This is a genomic window from Halovivax ruber XH-70 (assembly GCF_000328525.1).
Classification (GTDB): Archaea; Halobacteriota; Halobacteria; order Halobacteriales; family Natrialbaceae; genus Halovivax; species Halovivax ruber.
In genome coordinates, this window is the sequence record NC_019964.1 from 1,411,582 (window position 1) to 1,426,718 (window position 15,137).

At 63.9% G+C, this 15,137-nt stretch carries 13 protein-coding genes; 9 read left to right on the forward strand and 4 right to left on the reverse strand.

From position 1 onward, the window contains the following. Positions 1-1,046: 1,046 nt before the first annotated feature. Both HALRU_RS06580 and btuC read right to left on the reverse strand, forming a co-directional pair. Complete coding sequence (locus tag HALRU_RS06580; protein WP_015300620.1) at positions 1,047-2,294, reverse strand: ATP-binding cassette domain-containing protein; 1,248 nt, start codon at positions 2,292-2,294, stop codon at positions 1,047-1,049. Beyond that, on the reverse strand, positions 2,291-3,388 hold the full coding sequence (btuC, locus tag HALRU_RS06585) for a vitamin B12 ABC transporter permease BtuC (RefSeq protein WP_015300621.1): 1,098 nt from the start codon (positions 3,386-3,388) through the stop codon (positions 2,291-2,293). The genes HALRU_RS06580 and btuC overlap by 4 nt, the downstream gene beginning before the upstream one ends. A 60-nt stretch (positions 3,389-3,448) precedes the next feature. Between btuC and HALRU_RS06590 the strand changes: the two genes are divergently transcribed. The 4 genes from HALRU_RS06590 to HALRU_RS06605 all read left to right on the forward strand — a co-directional run bounded on the left by HALRU_RS06590 (position 3,449) and on the right by HALRU_RS06605 (position 6,567). Next, positions 3,449-4,594 carry a PGF-CTERM-anchored ABC transporter substrate-binding protein gene (locus HALRU_RS06590; RefSeq protein ID WP_015300622.1) on the forward strand — a complete coding sequence of 382 codons (1,146 nt, stop codon included), beginning with the start codon at positions 3,449-3,451 and terminating at the stop codon, positions 4,592-4,594. A 137-nt stretch (positions 4,595-4,731) separates the two neighbouring features. Then, positions 4,732-5,013 carry a signal recognition particle subunit SRP19 gene (gene srp19 / locus HALRU_RS06595; protein ID WP_015300623.1) on the forward strand — a complete coding sequence of 94 codons (282 nt, stop codon included), beginning with the start codon at positions 4,732-4,734 and terminating at the stop codon, positions 5,011-5,013. Next, positions 5,013-5,234: an H/ACA ribonucleoprotein complex subunit GAR1 gene (locus tag HALRU_RS06600; protein WP_015300624.1), complete on the forward strand. Its 222-nt coding sequence runs from the start codon at positions 5,013-5,015 to the stop codon at positions 5,232-5,234. The genes srp19 and HALRU_RS06600 overlap by 1 nt, the downstream gene beginning before the upstream one ends. Before the next feature lie 247 nt (positions 5,235-5,481). After that, positions 5,482-6,567 (forward strand): presenilin family intramembrane aspartyl protease PSH, encoded by a 1,086-nt coding sequence (locus tag HALRU_RS06605; RefSeq protein ID WP_015300625.1) that lies wholly within the window; start codon positions 5,482-5,484, stop codon positions 6,565-6,567. Positions 6,568-6,690: 123 nt separating this feature from the next. On the opposite strand, the gene cysS is transcribed toward HALRU_RS06605, so the two are convergent. Both cysS and HALRU_RS06615 read right to left on the reverse strand, forming a co-directional pair. After that, complete coding sequence (gene cysS / locus HALRU_RS06610; RefSeq protein WP_015300626.1) at positions 6,691-8,178, reverse strand: cysteine--tRNA ligase; 1,488 nt, start codon at positions 8,176-8,178, stop codon at positions 6,691-6,693. A gap of 87 nt (positions 8,179-8,265) precedes the next feature. After that, on the reverse strand, positions 8,266-8,763 hold the full coding sequence (locus tag HALRU_RS06615; protein ID WP_015300627.1) for a DUF7523 family protein: 498 nt from the start codon (positions 8,761-8,763) through the stop codon (positions 8,266-8,268). 160 nt (positions 8,764-8,923) lie between these two features. Here HALRU_RS06615 and HALRU_RS06620 point away from each other — a divergent pair, with 160 nt between their 5' ends. The 5 genes from HALRU_RS06620 (at position 8,924) to gatE (ending at position 15,113) form a co-directional block, all read left to right on the forward strand. Further along, positions 8,924-9,169: a BolA family protein gene (locus tag HALRU_RS06620; protein ID WP_015300628.1), complete on the forward strand. Its 246-nt coding sequence runs from the start codon at positions 8,924-8,926 to the stop codon at positions 9,167-9,169. A gap of 200 nt (positions 9,170-9,369) precedes the next feature. Further along, entirely contained in the window at positions 9,370-9,831 is a 462-nt protein-coding gene (locus tag HALRU_RS06625; protein ID WP_015300629.1) for a PH domain-containing protein, read from the forward strand. Further along, complete coding sequence (locus tag HALRU_RS06630) at positions 9,828-11,519, forward strand: PH domain-containing protein (RefSeq protein ID WP_015300630.1); 1,692 nt, start codon at positions 9,828-9,830, stop codon at positions 11,517-11,519. Before HALRU_RS06625 ends, HALRU_RS06630 begins: the two co-directional genes overlap by 4 nt. Before the next feature lie 131 nt (positions 11,520-11,650). Beyond that, positions 11,651-13,057, forward strand: a complete 1,407-nt coding sequence (locus HALRU_RS06635; protein ID WP_015300631.1) for a class II fumarate hydratase — start codon at positions 11,651-11,653, stop codon at positions 13,055-13,057. Between the two features lie 148 nt (positions 13,058-13,205). Further along, positions 13,206-15,113 (forward strand): Glu-tRNA(Gln) amidotransferase subunit GatE, encoded by a 1,908-nt coding sequence (gene gatE / locus HALRU_RS06640; RefSeq protein WP_015300632.1) that lies wholly within the window; start codon positions 13,206-13,208, stop codon positions 15,111-15,113. Positions 15,114-15,137: the final 24 nt, after the last annotated feature.

Sequence of the window (15,137 nt, forward strand, 5' to 3'; positions counted from 1 at the left end):
TCTTCAATCTATCCCATATTTCCAAATAAAGACTCTTATTTTGGTATCTGGGTATCCAAATGGCCGCCAGTTTACCTTATATTTGGATTAGAGTGACCGCCCTTGGTGAGATCTGTCCCTATCTGCCCGAATAAGTATTTGGGTGTCTTCTATCACTCCATCGACGATGGACTTCCGGTTGTACTTCGCTCTCAGTAACCACTCGTTCTGGAGGGGTGTCCTCGGCCCGCAACCCCTAGGGTCGAGGGGAGGAAAACACCGCTGCAAACACCCGAATACATTCGCCTTCGCTAGGTTCCGAGATTTTGTACTCATTCAGAATGAAGCGACGATCGTAACGATTCGAGATACTTGATCGACAGGTGGTGTCCACCATCCGAAACCGGGAACTATTGGGTTTGCTTCATTGGGAAGCCGATGAGCTGCCGCCGAGTCTGGTTTGAGGGCTGGGGAGCTACTACTGGCTTGCCTCCAACTGCAATCGAATTATCGGATGATACGATCTCGGGTCTTGCTGGTCTGGTGATCTGGTGGGTGCATTAAATGGCTTCACGGTCACTTTTGGAGTCCTGGTACTCTCGACTTCCGAGGTATACTCGCGTCTTTGCCAGTCACGTTGGTGCGGCACGGAGCGCCGCGTGCTCGGTGAGGTGGTTACCCATATTGGGCTTCATTCGGTTCTGGCGTCGCTAGGTTCCGTCGATCGTTCCTTTCTCCGTTACTCGCTGAGCCTCTGTGCCGGCTCCTCCTTCGCTGACCAGCATTCGCCTAGGTCTAACCGTCCTCTCTCTGGGTTTAGTGAAATCTGGTGAGACGTGGTCGTCGATATCTTGTGATCTCTCCGTGCGATATCGGCCCTGAAGGTGCTGGTTATCGATTCGCGATAGGCGGTGCTGAGGCCAGTTTTCCGAAAATCATCCACCAATATGTTATCTAGGTGCCATTCACTGCTGTCGACTGCCCGTCTTCTAAACTATATGTCGCTATACAATACGAGGGTGCCTGAACCGCGATCGAAAAGTTGGAAATCCAATCACTATGGGGCGTTATGAGGAGGGAGAGACGGTTGCAGTGTCACTCGTCGAATCGCCCGAGAGCGCGGTGAGGGCGTCGAGAACGGTATCTGAAGCACTATCGTCGGTGAGTACGACGTCGTGCATCCCTTCTCGAGTCGTGGATTCTGACTGATCTTCTTCGATGACGGCGGCCGTCGGCAGTGCACGTAGCTGGCCGGACACAGCTTCGATTGGGATCGCGGCTGTTTCTTCCACGATGACGGCTGCATCTGCGGCTTCGAGCGACGACCGGAGTGTGTGACGGTGTTGGGCGTCGAGGGTGCTGAACGCCGGAGCCTGTTGAACGGGCACATCGAGGTCCGATGCTGTCACGGCCGAGATATCGCCCGGCGGAACCGGGCCGAGCGAGAGTTCGGCGTCCGTCGTCGACAGGATCGTCAGCAGTCGAGCGGTGCGCGGCCCAGTGCCCAGGACGTGGATTCGGTCGGGTAACGAGGACGGCTCGTCGGGTCGCTCGATGGCCGTTACCGACGGCGTCCCGGTTACTGGATTCCGCGTTACCACGTTGGGGGTCTCGAACGCACGTTCGACGGCAGTCGTCTCGATCACCTGTGCTGGCGATCCACGATCGACAATCGACCCATCGGCGAGCAGGCACAGTTCGTCACAGAAGCGAGCGGCGAGGTCGAGATCGTGAATCGCAGCGACGACTGTCTTTCCGCCTGCAGTGAGATCAGCCACGATCGAGAGCAGTTCGACCTGGTGGTTGATGTCCAGGCTGGCGGTCGGTTCGTCCAGCAAGATGACGGGTGTGTTCTGTGCCAGCGCCCGGGCGACGACGACGCGCTGACGTTCCCCACCACTCAGTTCGTCGATCGATCTATCGGCAAATTGTGTCGTATTCGTTCGCTCGAGTGCATCGTCGACGCGCTGGCGGTCGCGTTCGTCGGGTGGGGAAAATTTCGATCGATACGGGGTACGGCCCATCTCGACGAAGTGTCTGACGGTAAAGGAGAACGCTGGCGCCGTGTCCTGTGCGACGACGGAGACGAGCCGGCTCTGTGCTCGAGACCCGAGCGTCGAGATAGCTGTCCCGTCGATCGAGATCTGGCCCGCGTCCGGAGAGAGTGCGCCGCTGATCGATCGCAGGAGTGTCGACTTGCCGGCGCCGTTCGGCCCGACGAGCCCGACGAATTTCCCTTCCTGGATCGTCACCGAGAGGGACTCCAACACGGGTGTCTCGCCGAACGAGACGCTGAGTGCGTCGACGTCGATCATAGCGCGTGCACCTCCTTGCGCGCGAGCAAGAACAGGAAGAACGGCGCTCCCAGCGCGGCCGTCACGATACCGACCGGGACCTCGACCGGTCCGGACCGAGCGATGGTATCCGTCAGGACGAGGAAGGAGGCACCGGCAAGTGCACTCGTGGGCAACAGGATGCGGTGGTCGGGGCCGACGACGAGTCGCATCATGTGCGGGACGACCAGTCCGACGAAGCCGATGATGCCCGCGACGGCAACGCCGGCCGCGGTGACGACACTCGAGACGAGTAGCAACAGGAGTTTGGTCCGCTCGACGTCGATTCCGAGGTGGTGGGCGTCCTCCTCGCCGAGGAGGAGAACATTTAGTTCGCGCGCGTACGCGAGCAACACGACCACCCCGACGATCACGAACGGCAGCGTGAATTCCACGTCACCCCACGTCGAGTCCCTGAGCCGCCCCATCATCCAGTAGACTGCCGCGCGGAGGCTATCGCCGCTGTGGACCAGGAGGTACGAAATGACGGCCCCGAGGAACGTCTGGACGGCGACACCGGCGAGTAGCAACGTTGCGACCGGTGTTCGGCCGCCGTCCGTCGCGATCGCATAGACGAGCCCGGCCGTGGCGAGTGCACCGACGAACGCGGCCAGGTGGAGCTCTGCAAAGGGAAAGAAGGCGGGGAAGGCGAGCATCGCGACGGCACCGACGGCCGCTCCGGACGAGACGCCGATGATCGACGGGTCTGCGAGCGGGTTCCGAAAGAATCCTTGCATGACCGTTCCCGCGGCTGCGAGGCCCGTACCGACCGTTGCCGCGAGCGCGATTCGCGGCAGGCGCAGATCCACGACGATCGATTCGTGTGGCCCGTGCACGTCGAATCCAAACAGCGGCGTGTACGAGACGGAGGGGGCCGGAATCGTCCACTCGACGAACGGGAGCGTCGCCGTCGTCGTGTCGACGCTGGTTGGGACAGAGAGCGAGTTCAGTATCGACTTGGCCACGACGACGGGATCGATCCCGATCGGGCCGATCGCAGCGCTAGCGACGATGCTTCCAACGAGCACGAACACCAGCGCGGTCGACCACCCGATCACCCGTCGACGGAGTTCCATCGAACGCAAGTACGATTGCTTTAGATAAGTATTTATTGAGTTGGTCGTGAGTGGCGAGTGATGCGAAACCGATTCGTCACTATCGTTGCACTGTTCGTGGTCGTCGCCACAGTAGCGCCGGGAGCGGTGGCCACCGGGATGGGGCCGTCGGGTGGAACGGATGCCAGCGGACCGACACAGTTGCCAGCGGGTCCACACTACCAGGCAGACGGTGCCAACTGTACGTATCCACAGACTGTCACTGATACGACTGGGACCGAAATCGAACTGGGCGCCGAGCCCGAATCGGTCGTGGCCGTCCAGCCGAGTGACGCCCAACTCGTGACCGAGATCGGCGCCACCGAAAAACTCGTCGGCATGCCGGTTGGGCAGTACACGGCATCGCTGAACGTCTCGGAATCTGTCACGGACGTTTCCGCGGACGACGGAGCCTCGCCCGTCGCCGAGAAAGTGATCGATCTCGATGCGGACGTGGTCATCGCCGCGAACACGGTCACGTCCTACTACGATGGGTTCGTCGAACAGCTTCGGAATGCAGACCAGACCGTGTACGTGTACGACTCGTCGTCCTCGCTTGCCGACGTTCGAGCCAACGTGCAGTTGGCCGGGATGCTGACCGGTGAATGTGAGGGGGCAGCGCAGACGATTACCTCGATGAACGAGTCGCTCGATCGGATCGACGAGGCCACGGCCGGTGAGGACCAGCCACTGGCATACTACGTCATGGGTCCAAACACTGACATTACTGCTGGTGCCGGGACGTTCCAGCACGAGATCATGGTCCGTGGCGGCGTGGAAAACATCGCCGAGCGAGCGGGCAACACCGGGTGGGCAGCCCTAAGCGAAGAGGTCATCGTCGCAGAGGACCCTGAGTGGATCATATACGGAGATTCGCACGATTCGCCGCCCGTCACGGAGGCAATCAAGTCGACGACTGCCTGGGAGGAAGAGCAGTTCGTCGAAGTGGATAGCAACGCGATGAGTCAACCTGGTCCGCACGTGATCACGGCGATCGAACAGATCGCTTCGACGGTTCACGCCGAGGCCTACGCAGAAGTGACGAACGAATCGTCGACCAACGAATCCGCGGATGAGGATTCGCCTGACGAGTCCGACGACGATGCAGCAGTCATCCCTGGCTTCGGCCCCGTCGTCGCGCTCGTCGCGCTCCTGTCGGTCGCTGCGCTCGCCGTTCGTCGCCAGTGAGCAGAATTGAGTGAGCAACCCGACGGTGTCGTCGTCCGACCCACCGTCGAGTGGTTCGGCGCAGGGGTGCGTATCGACCGGTGGTGTTCTGATCGAATTTGCGAAGGATTTACTCCGTCCGTCACCCAGCCACGACTATGGTCGAAAACGTCATCTGGCCCGCCTATCTCGACGCGGAACGGACTCGCCGTGAAGGTCGCCGCGTCCCGGATGAGCTGGCCGTCTCCGAGCCGACGGTCGACGAAATCGCCAAGGCCGTCCAGCAGGTCGGGTACGACGCCACCGTCGAGCGCGACAAAACCTACTCTCGGGAACCGTGGCGCACTCGTGGGCGCGTCGTCGTTCGCGGGGCGGAAGATTCGACGAAGAACGATCTGGTTCAGGCCGTTGCCGCCTACGTGGGGGCAATGCGAAGCTGATGCGTCGCGCTGGCTCCGTGGTCGAGGTGGCGCAGGGATTGCTCGTCTGTCGAGCGACCGATGACATCGACATCGGCACCCCGGTACTCGACGATTCGCTCACCAGCGTCGGCCGGGTGGTCGACGTCTTCGGGCCAGTCGCCGAGCCCTACTTCGCCGTGACGCCGTCCTCGTCCGTCCATCCTCCGACACTCGTCGGCGAGCGCGTCTACGTCAGGTGAATCGAACGGTGGGACATCGCCCATTGATGCCGGCTTGTGTCGCGCATCGATACTGACTGTTTGCTTGCCCGCTGTCCGGTCCGTCTCACTCGCTGCCCCGGATGCGGTTTGGTGCCAGATCTGATTCCGGGTTCGGCCGGGTCACTTGCTTCTCACTGTTTGCAGCCTGTTCCAGGACACTCGACCGGGGTGTGTGGCGCCCCATCGAACACAACACAGATATCGGCCCCGTCCAAAGAGGGGCCAAATGAACGACCGCGCTCGAGTGGTGCTGTCGGCCGCTGGCGTCGTTGGGATCTTTCTCGGCGTCCAGTTCGGCGCACTGGCACTCGTCGAACCGTTCCAGACGACCCACGGCCCTGCCGTCGAGAATCCGCAGGACCCGGCGAACTCAGGCGTCTTCTTCGGCGTCATTCTCGTCGCGACGGCGATCATGCTCGCGGCCTTCCGGTACGACGGCGATCGGTTCATCCGCTGGCTCATCGTCGGCGTGAGCGTGATGCTCTCGTGGTACGTCTTCGTCGTCCTGATCCCGCCAGCCGTCACGGTAAACGGTCTCAACGTCCTCGCAGCGCTCGCGTCGGTAGGGATCGGCGTCGGCTTGCTCGCCTATCCGGAGTGGTACGTCATCGACGCAGCCGGGGTGGTGATGGCTGCCGGTGCGGCGGCACTCTTCGGGATCAGCTTCGGCCTCTTTCCGGCCGTCCTCTTTCTTTCCGTCCTCGCAATCTACGACGCGATTAGCGTCTACCGGACCGAGCACATGCTCTCGCTGGCCGATGGCGTCCTCGATCTGAAGATTCCGGTCGTCTTCGTCGTGCCCACGACGCTTGGCTACTCCTACATCGACGACGATGGTGGTCGCCCCGATGCGTCGGTCGACGATGATGACCGTCCGGACGTGTCATCAGACGATGGGGGGCCTCCGGATGCATCAACCACAGATTCGGTGTCGAGCGAGGGGGCAAAGACGACGGATCTTGCGACCGACGGAACCGGGAGCGAGTCGGGCCCAGCCTTGGCGGAGTCCGACGGACTGGACCGGGATGCGCTGTTCATCGGACTCGGTGACGCCGTCATCCCGACGATCCTCGTCGCCAGCAGCGTCACGTTCCTCGACGCGCCACAGCTCGCTGTTCCGTTCGTCTCCCTCACGCTCCCCGCGCTCGGTGCGATCGCCGGGACGACCGCGGGGCTCGTGATCTTGCTCTGGATGGTCGTGAAGGGGCGGGCCCACGCGGGGCTTCCGCTGTTGAACGGTGGGGCGATCGGCGGCTATCTCCTCGGTGCGGTGGCGACTGGTGCGTCGCTCTGGAGCGCTATTGGACTCTAGTCGACGATTCCGAGCGCTCCGTCGAACGCTATCGATTCTCGACCTGAATTCTGCGTCCACGTGTCTCCACTGAGCTGACGCTTTCGCTATCGTCGAACGGTGTCAATTTCAGAACGGCATCACTCAGGGAAGGCGGTACGTCGGTCCGTCGTCACTGTCCTGGACGTCCACACCGAGGGCCTGTAGTTCGTCCCGGAGTTCGTCTGCGCGTTCGTAGTTCCCGGCCTCGCGTTCACGCTCGCGGATGGAGAGCAGGAACTCGACCAGTTCGCCGGCCAGGGAGACGTCGCCCGTCGGCTCGCCGTCGAAGGAGAGGCCGAGGATCGCGCCGTAGCGCTCCATCGCGTCGACGCCACGCCTGAGTCCCTCGTAATCGTAGTCGTCGGTCGCCTCGCGGTGACTGTTGAGTGCGCGTGCGAGATCGAGGAGGGCGGTCTGGGCTTCGCGTGTGTTGAAGTCGTCGTTCATCGCCGTTTCGAAGTCCGAGACGGCGGCGTCGATGGCGTCGCGAAGCGTTTGATCGACTTCCTTCGTGTGGGCGTCCGGTGAATCGAGTGCGGCCGTCGCGTCCTCGTACGCACGCTCGAGGCGGTCCCAGCGCTTTTCGGCTTCGTCGATCGCCTCCTCGCTATAGACCTGTGAACTGTTGTACGCGCCAGCGGTGAGGAACGTCCGAACGACGTTCGTTCCCCAGCGCGATACCGCATCGGAGACGGTGACGAAGTTCCCCAGACTCGAGGACATCTTCTCGTCGTCGAGCGCGAAGAGTTCGCAGTGGAGCCAGTAGCGTGCAAATCGCTGGTCCGTAGCGGCTTCGGACTGGGCGATCTCGTTTTCGTGGTGCGGGAAGACGAGGTCGCGGCCGCCGACGTGGATGTCGAGCGTCTCTCCGAGGTGGGCCATGCTCATCGCGGAACACTCGATGTGCCAGCCTGGCCGGCCCTCTCCCCACGGCGAGTCCCAGGTCTGGGCGGTTTCACAGGATTCGGCTGCCGGGGCGGCGCCGTCGTGGCGGTGGTCCGCGATGGCGTCGGGGTCGACCCCGTCGGCCTTCCAGAGGGCGAAATCGGCCGGATGTCGCTTCTCGGTTCGTTCGTCCGGCTCGCCCTGGGATTCGATATCGTCGATCGACTGGTTCGAGAGCGAGCCGTAGTCGTCGAACGCCGTCACGTCGAAGTAGACGGAGCCGTTCGACTCGTAGGCGTAGCCGCGGTCGACGAGCGTCTCGACCAGGTCGATTATCTCGGGAACGTGTTCTGAAACCCGTGGATAGACGTCGGCGCGCAGCAGGTTGAGCGCGCGCATGTCTTCGATGGCCTGGCCGATGTACGTGTGAGCAACCGACGCTTCGGACGTTCCCAGGTCGTCTTCGCCGACGCGAGCGACGATCTTCTCGTTGACGTCGGTAAAGTTCTCCACGTGGGTGACGTCGTACCCCAGATGGGAGAGCCAGCGGTGCATGACGTCGACGTGGACCCACGAGCGGGCGTGCCCGAGGTGGGGCGGATCGGAGACCGTCAGGCCACAGTAATAAAGCGTGACGTCGTCGGGATCCTGTGGCTCGAACGGTTCCGTCTCACCCGTCAACGTGTTCGTCACGTGCAGGGTCATTGCCCGGTGATACCCGCGGGTGAGTGATAAAGCGTTGGATGCACCCCGAACGCAGGTGGAACGGAATCGGCCAGCGAGTTCGACTCCCTACTCGGCGTCCCCCGGGACAGCGTCGAACGAGTTCTCGATCCCTCTGAGGGCGTTGGCGCCGTCCCGTCGTGAAACGACGAACGCAGCCGTCGATCCAGCGACGAACGAGACGGCGTCCAGGTCGATTCCGTCGACCCGGCAGCGGGCCATCGCGCCGGCGACCCCCGAAGCGTCGATCTCGCCGGTGGCGACGATCGCCGTTTGGTCGCCGCGTCCGGGGCCGAGTGCGATCTCACCGACCTGCAAAAGCGCCGCGTCCGGCTCTTCGACCGGTTCGATTCCACTCTCCATCGTGACGCGAACGTCTCGTGAGGCCGTCTCGTACTCCGTGAGGGCTTCCCCGTAGCGTCGCAGTGCCGTCGCGACGGCGTCGACCTCGCCGTCGACGTCCAGAAAACGCGCGGCGGCGGTGTAATTACAGATTCCCGCGCGTAGTGCGTCGACGAGGAACGGATACTCGTCGACCGCATCCCGTGTGGCTGCCGCGAGTGACATGCCGGAGTTGGGGGAGGCAGATCGCATAAAGGCCCTGATATACGTGGACGCCGGCCGAACAGGTGTCCGGCAGTCAGATTCGACTACTGGCTGGCTGTCCCCCTCACGTGTACGGGACCGGACCGCGCGGCTTTTGGCGCGTCACCTGCAGTGACCGAGTATGGAACCCGAAGCCGTTCAGCAGTTGATCGAGGATGCACTCCCCGACGCCGAGGCGGACGTCCATCGGGCACGCGGGGAACACGACGACGATCACCTGGCGGCGACCGTGGTGTCGCCGGCCTTCGAGGGCGAGTCGCTCGTCGACCAACACCAGCTCGTCTACGACGCCCTCGGTGATCACATGACGACCGACATTCACGCACTCGAACTCTCGACGTACACGCCCGCCGAGCACGCGGAGTAACTCCCTCCCGACGAGGGCGGTATCGATCGGACACACTCAGTTCGGTGTCGTGTTACACCACAGGCTACTGTGGCCACTGGCTACTGTGGCAATTTGTGACGATCGGCTCCCAACCGAAACTGGGCGAGGCTGAGACGGTTCATCCGAGCGGAAACGGTGATGACCGGTACGTTTACAATCTGCGTGTCCCGACTCCGTGTATGGAAACGCTCCACCCGCGCATCCGACTGGTCTGGATCGCACGGGCCCTTCTCGGGGCGGCTGTGCTCGGATTCGTTCTTCTCGCCGTCGATTCCTGGCTCCGTTCGCTGCCGATGGTCGGGCTATTCGCAGTCGTCTCGATCGCCGCCGTGCTCGGCGTCGTCCACGCGATCGTTCTCTACGCTCGCTGGGCGTTCGAACTCCAGACCGACGCGTTGTACTTAGAACGGGGCGTCATCACGTTCGTCGAGACGGCGGTCCCGTACGTTCGAGTCCAGCACGTCGACACCCAGTTCGGTCCGATCGAACGTGCGCTCGGCCTCTCGAGCGTGGTCGTCTACACCGCCGGCTCGCGCAACGCCGACGTTCGCATTCCGGGACTGACGCCTGATCGGGCCCGGGAGCTTCAGGACACGCTGCGCGAACTCGCCGTCGAAAGTGAGGCCGCAGACGCCGTATGAGCACGAACCGTCTCCATCCCCTGAGCGCCGTCACGACCGCCCTCCAGCGCGGGTTCGTCGGGGGTTCGATGCTGTTCTTCTTGGTCTCGATCTCCTCTGGGTTCGTCGCTGCCGTCGATATCAGCTGGGCGTTCGCTCTTTCGGCACTCGGCTTTCTCGTCGGTACTGCCTACGGCGTGGCCTACTACTACCGGTTCGAGTACGAACTGACAGACGACACGTTCGACATTGCGTCCGGCGTTCTCTCCCGCCGGGATCGCGAAATCCCGCTCGGTCGGGTCCAGAACGTCGACATCAGACAGGGGGTCGTCTCCCGGATCCTCGGCATCGCCGTCGTCACGATCGAGACTGCAGGCGGCGGGGCGAGCGAAGCGACGCTCGATTTCGTCGACGACGGCGAAGCCGACCGCCTCCAGCGCGAGATTCGTCGACTGACGATGTCGTCCGATCGAGCCGCTCGCAGGCGGCGAGAGGGGAGACCAACGGCTGGTGAGCGATTCGGTGACGAACCGGCGGGCGACCGTCTCGGTGAGGTATCGACGGACGGGGAACACTCCGGTATCGACGGAGCCGGTGCTCGACGCCCGTCGGAGGCGGCGGCCGACCCTGACGCAACTGGGATGGGCACTGCGGCCGAACCCACGGACCGCTCACTGGGCCGGCCAAAACAGCTGTTCGAACTCGAGATGCGGGAGCTCATCCTGTATTCGTTCGCGTCGTTTCGCCCAGCCGCCGTGGCGGCGCTCGGTTTCCTCACCCTATTCGGGACCGACTTCATCGTCGACTACCTGGTTGCGGTGACCGACAGCGTAACACAGCAGGCGCCTTCCGACGTGGCCGGTTCGTCGCGTGGCATCCTCCTCGGAACGATCTCCGTGCTCCACGCCGTCGTCGTGACCTACGCGTTAAGTATCGCGTACACGTTCGCCTCGTACTACGGCTTCCGCCTTGGCAGGGCCGGAAACGATCTCGTCTACGAGCGTGGCCTCCTGCAACGCTACAGCGGGAGCATTCCGCTCGGGAAGGTCCAGTCCGTGACGATCACGGACAACCCGATCCAGCGCCTGCTCGGCTACGCTGGACTGGTGGTCGAAACGGCCGGGTACGGGCCCGACAGCGACAGTGGAAGTCAGTCCGCCGTTCCGTTCGCGAAACGACCGCGGGCACACGGGTTCGCCGAACGCCTCACCAGTGTCGAACCGCCGACGTTCGATCGTCCGACGACGGTCGCCAGACGTCGGTACCTCGTCAGGTACACGCTCGTCGCGACGGTTGTCGTCGGCGCGCTCTATGGACTGGCTCTCGTGACTGCGTTCGACGCCTGGTACGTCGGGCTGGTGACCTATCTGGCCGTGCCGCCGGCGGCACACCTCAGGTGGGCGAACCTCGGCTACGCCGTCGGCGACGAGCACCTGATCATCCGCGAGGGGTTCTGGTCGCGCAAGACGACGGTGATTCCCTACTACCGGATCCAGACCATCTCGACGCGACGATCGATCTTTCAGCGTCGACTGGGCCTCGCCTCGGTCGTCGTCGACACGGCGAGTTCCCGGACGTTCGCCTGGTCGAACCCGACGATATACGACGTCGACCTGCCGATCGCGCGCGACGTCACCGAAACGGGGCGAGACAGACTGCAGGCGTCGCTAGCCCGTGACGACGCGTCGCTGTCGAGCGATTCCCTCTAACCCTTCGTACGGATCGATCGGACTGATACCCGCGGGTGACGGTGTACTGGCGTCGTTCAGCCGTCGGCCCCGGAGATGCGCTTGCGGCGGGTTTCGGTGACTTTTACCCCGCGCACGGACAACGCCGAGGTATGCCAGACGAGTTCCGAACGGAGGCAGACAGTCTCGGCGAGATGCAGGTACCGGCCGACGCCTACTGGGGCGCCCAGACCCAGCGGGCCGTGGAGAACTTCCCCATCTCGGGGATCCGGTTCGGCCGACGCTTCGTGCGCGCACTCGGTGTGGTGAAGAAGGCGGCGGCCCAGGCCAACCGGGATCTGGACCTAATCGACGAAGACGTCGCGGAAGCCATCGTCGAGGCTGCCGACGAGGTCATCGCCGGCGAACACGACGATCAGTTCCCGGTCGACATCTTCCAGACGGGCTCGGGCACTTCGTCGAACATGAACGCGAACGAGGTCATCGCAAATCGCGCGGCCGAGCTCATGGGCGCCGAGATCGGCGACCGGGTAGTCCATCCGAACGACCACGTCAACTACGGGCAGTCCTCGAACGACGTCATCCCGACCGCGATGCACGTCGCCGCCCTCGAGGCCGTCGAGAAGGACGTCATCCCGGCGCTCGACCAGCTCCGCGAGGCCTTAGAGGCGAAAGCCGAGGAGTTCGACGACGTCGTCAAGACGGGCCGCACGCACCTCCAGGACGCGACGCCGGTGACGCTCGGACAGGAGTTCGGCGGGTACCGCACCCAGATCGAGAAGGGACTCGGGCGCGTCGACGCCGTCCGCGATCACCTTTCGGAACTCGCCCTCGGCGGCACCGCGACCGGAACGGGCCTCAACACGCACCCCGACTTCCCGGGGCGCGCCGCCGAGTACATCACGAAGGAGACCGGCGTCCAGTTCCGCGAAGCTGACAACCACTTCGAGGCGCAGGCGGCCCACGACGCGATGAGCGAGGCCCACGGCGCGCTTCGCGTCGTCGCCGGTTCGCTCAACAAGATTGCCAACGACCTGCGGCTGCTCGCGTCGGGACCCCGCAACGGCCTCGGTGAGATCGAGCAACCCGAGAACCAGCCCGGCTCCTCGATCATGCCCGGCAAGATCAACCCCGTCGTCGCCGAGGCGGTCAACCAGGTCCACAAGCAGGTCGTCGGTAACGACGCCGCCGTCGCCGCCGGTGCCGCCGAGGGCCAGATCGACCTCAACCTCTACAAGCCCGTCCTCGCCCACAACTTCCTGCAGTCGGCGGAACTCATCTCGAACGCCAGCCAGGTGTTCGCCGACCGATTCGTCAGCAAGCTGGAAGCGAACGAGGAGTATTGCGCCGAACGCGTCGAGGAGTCGATGGCGATGGCCACCTCGCTCAACGTCCACATCGGCTACGACAAAGCCAGCGAGGTCGCCAAGACGGCACTCAAAGAGGACAAGACGGTCCGCGAGGTCGTCCTCGAGAAGGGCTACCTCGACGAAGACGAGGCCGACGAGGTGCTCGACCCGCGGAAGATGGCCGAGCGCGGGATTCTGGGCCAAGAATAACGCCCAGGTATTGACCAAACTCGGTTGGGCCCATCTCACCCCTCAAGCGAGAGTCGAAAGGACGATCACTCACGCACGCCGAACCAGCCTCTCACACGGGCGCGGAAACTGAACGGTTTTTTACCCCGGCGGCACCCATTCTCGCCTAATGGACGCAGACGACTACGCAGATCTCGGTCTGGTCGCTGGTCTCGAGATTCACCAGCAACTCGACACCGACTCGAAGCTGTTCTGTTCGTGCCCGACGACGCTTCGTGATCCCGAGGAGGCGACGCGAACGTTTACTCGCTATCTCCACCCGACACGCAGCGAGCTCGGCGAGATCGATCAGGCCGCACTGGAAGAGAGCCGGGTCGATCGGGAGTTCGAGTACCTCTCGTACGACTCGACCTGTCTCGTCGAGGAGGACGACGAACCGCCGCGCCGGCTCGACGACGAGGCGCTGGAGACGGTCCTCGAGATCGCCCAGCTGCTCGATATGGATCCGGTGGATCAGGCCCACGTCATGCGAAAGCTCGTCGTCGACGGGTCGAACACGGCGGGCTTTCAGCGATCGGCGCTCGTCGCGACCGGGGGAGAGATCGAGACCGAGGCGGGGCCGGTCGGTATCGAGGACCTGATGATAGAAGAGGAGAGCGCCCAGCGTGTCGCCGAGACTGAAGACGGCGTTCGCTATAGTCTCGATCGGCTGGGGATCCCGCTTGTCGAGATCGGGACGAAGCCGGACCTGTGGACGCCCGAACAGACCCGCGAGGCGGCCGAACGAATCGGAATGCTGCTGCGCTCGACCGGGAAGGTCAAACGCGGGCTGGGGACGATCCGCCAGGACGTCAACGTCTCCATCGAGGCCGGTGCTCGTGTCGAGATCAAGGGCGTCCAGAGTCTGGACGACATCGACGACATCGTACGTAACGAGGCCAAGCGACAGGTGGAACTCGTCGACATCGCGGCCGAACTCGACGAACGTGACGCGGCCGTCGGCGAGCCGATGGACGTCACTGGCGTCTTCGAGGACACCGACAGCGGCGTGATCGCCGGTGCGCTGAACGACGGCGGCGCCGTGTATGCGGTACGACTCGTCGGCTTCGACGGGCTCGTCGGCCGCGAGATCGCCCCCGATCGCCGACTCGGCACCGAACTGTCCGATCACGCGAAGCGCCACGGCGCGGGCGGCATCTTCCACACCGACGAGCTGCCGGCCTACGGTGTGACCGAAGCCGAAGTCGCGTCACTCAGAGCGGCGGTCGACGCCGACGCGGACGACGCCGTCGCACTCGTCGCCGCAGCGCAGGACGTCGCACCGGGTGCCATCGAGGCCGCCGCGGCGCGCGCCGAAACCGCCATCTCGGGCGTCCCCGAGGAGACCCGCGGGGCGAACGAGGACGGTACGACGCGCTACCTCCGTCCCCTCCCCGGTGCCGCGCGGATGTACCCCGAGACGGACGTCCCGCCGGTCGAACCCGATCCGAGCGACGTTCCGGTCCCGGAACTGCTCACGGCGAAGGTCGAACGCTACCAGGCCGAACACGAGCTCGACGCTGGTCTGGCCGAACAGGTCGCCTACGGCACGCACATGCCGCTATTCGAATCAGTCGTCGAGGACGGCGTCGAGACGGACGACGGCTCAGTGACGACGGATGGCGTCGACCCCACGCTCGCGGCGAGCACCCTCGAGTCGACGCTGACCGAACTGCGCCGTGACGACGTCGCCGTCGAAGCCCTCACCGACGACCATCTCGCTGACACGCTCGCACTGGCGGATGAGGGGGAGATCCCCAACGAGGCGGTCCCGGAACTGCTCACTGCGCTCGCCGCCGACCCGGACCGGACGGCGGTCGCGGCTGTCGACGCCGAGGAACTGGGCGGTGCCGACGAGGACGCGGTCAGAGAGGCTGTCGTCGAGGTCGTCGAGCGAAACGCCGAGCAGGTCGACGCGGAGGGGATGCAGGCGTTCTCCGGCCTCATGGGCGAGTGCATGGGTGCCCTTCGCGGGCAGGCCGACGGCGATCAGGTGAGCGAGATTCTGCGAGAAGAGATCGGCAAGCGCTCGTCGTAAGTTCGGCCGGGAGCAGTTCCCGCT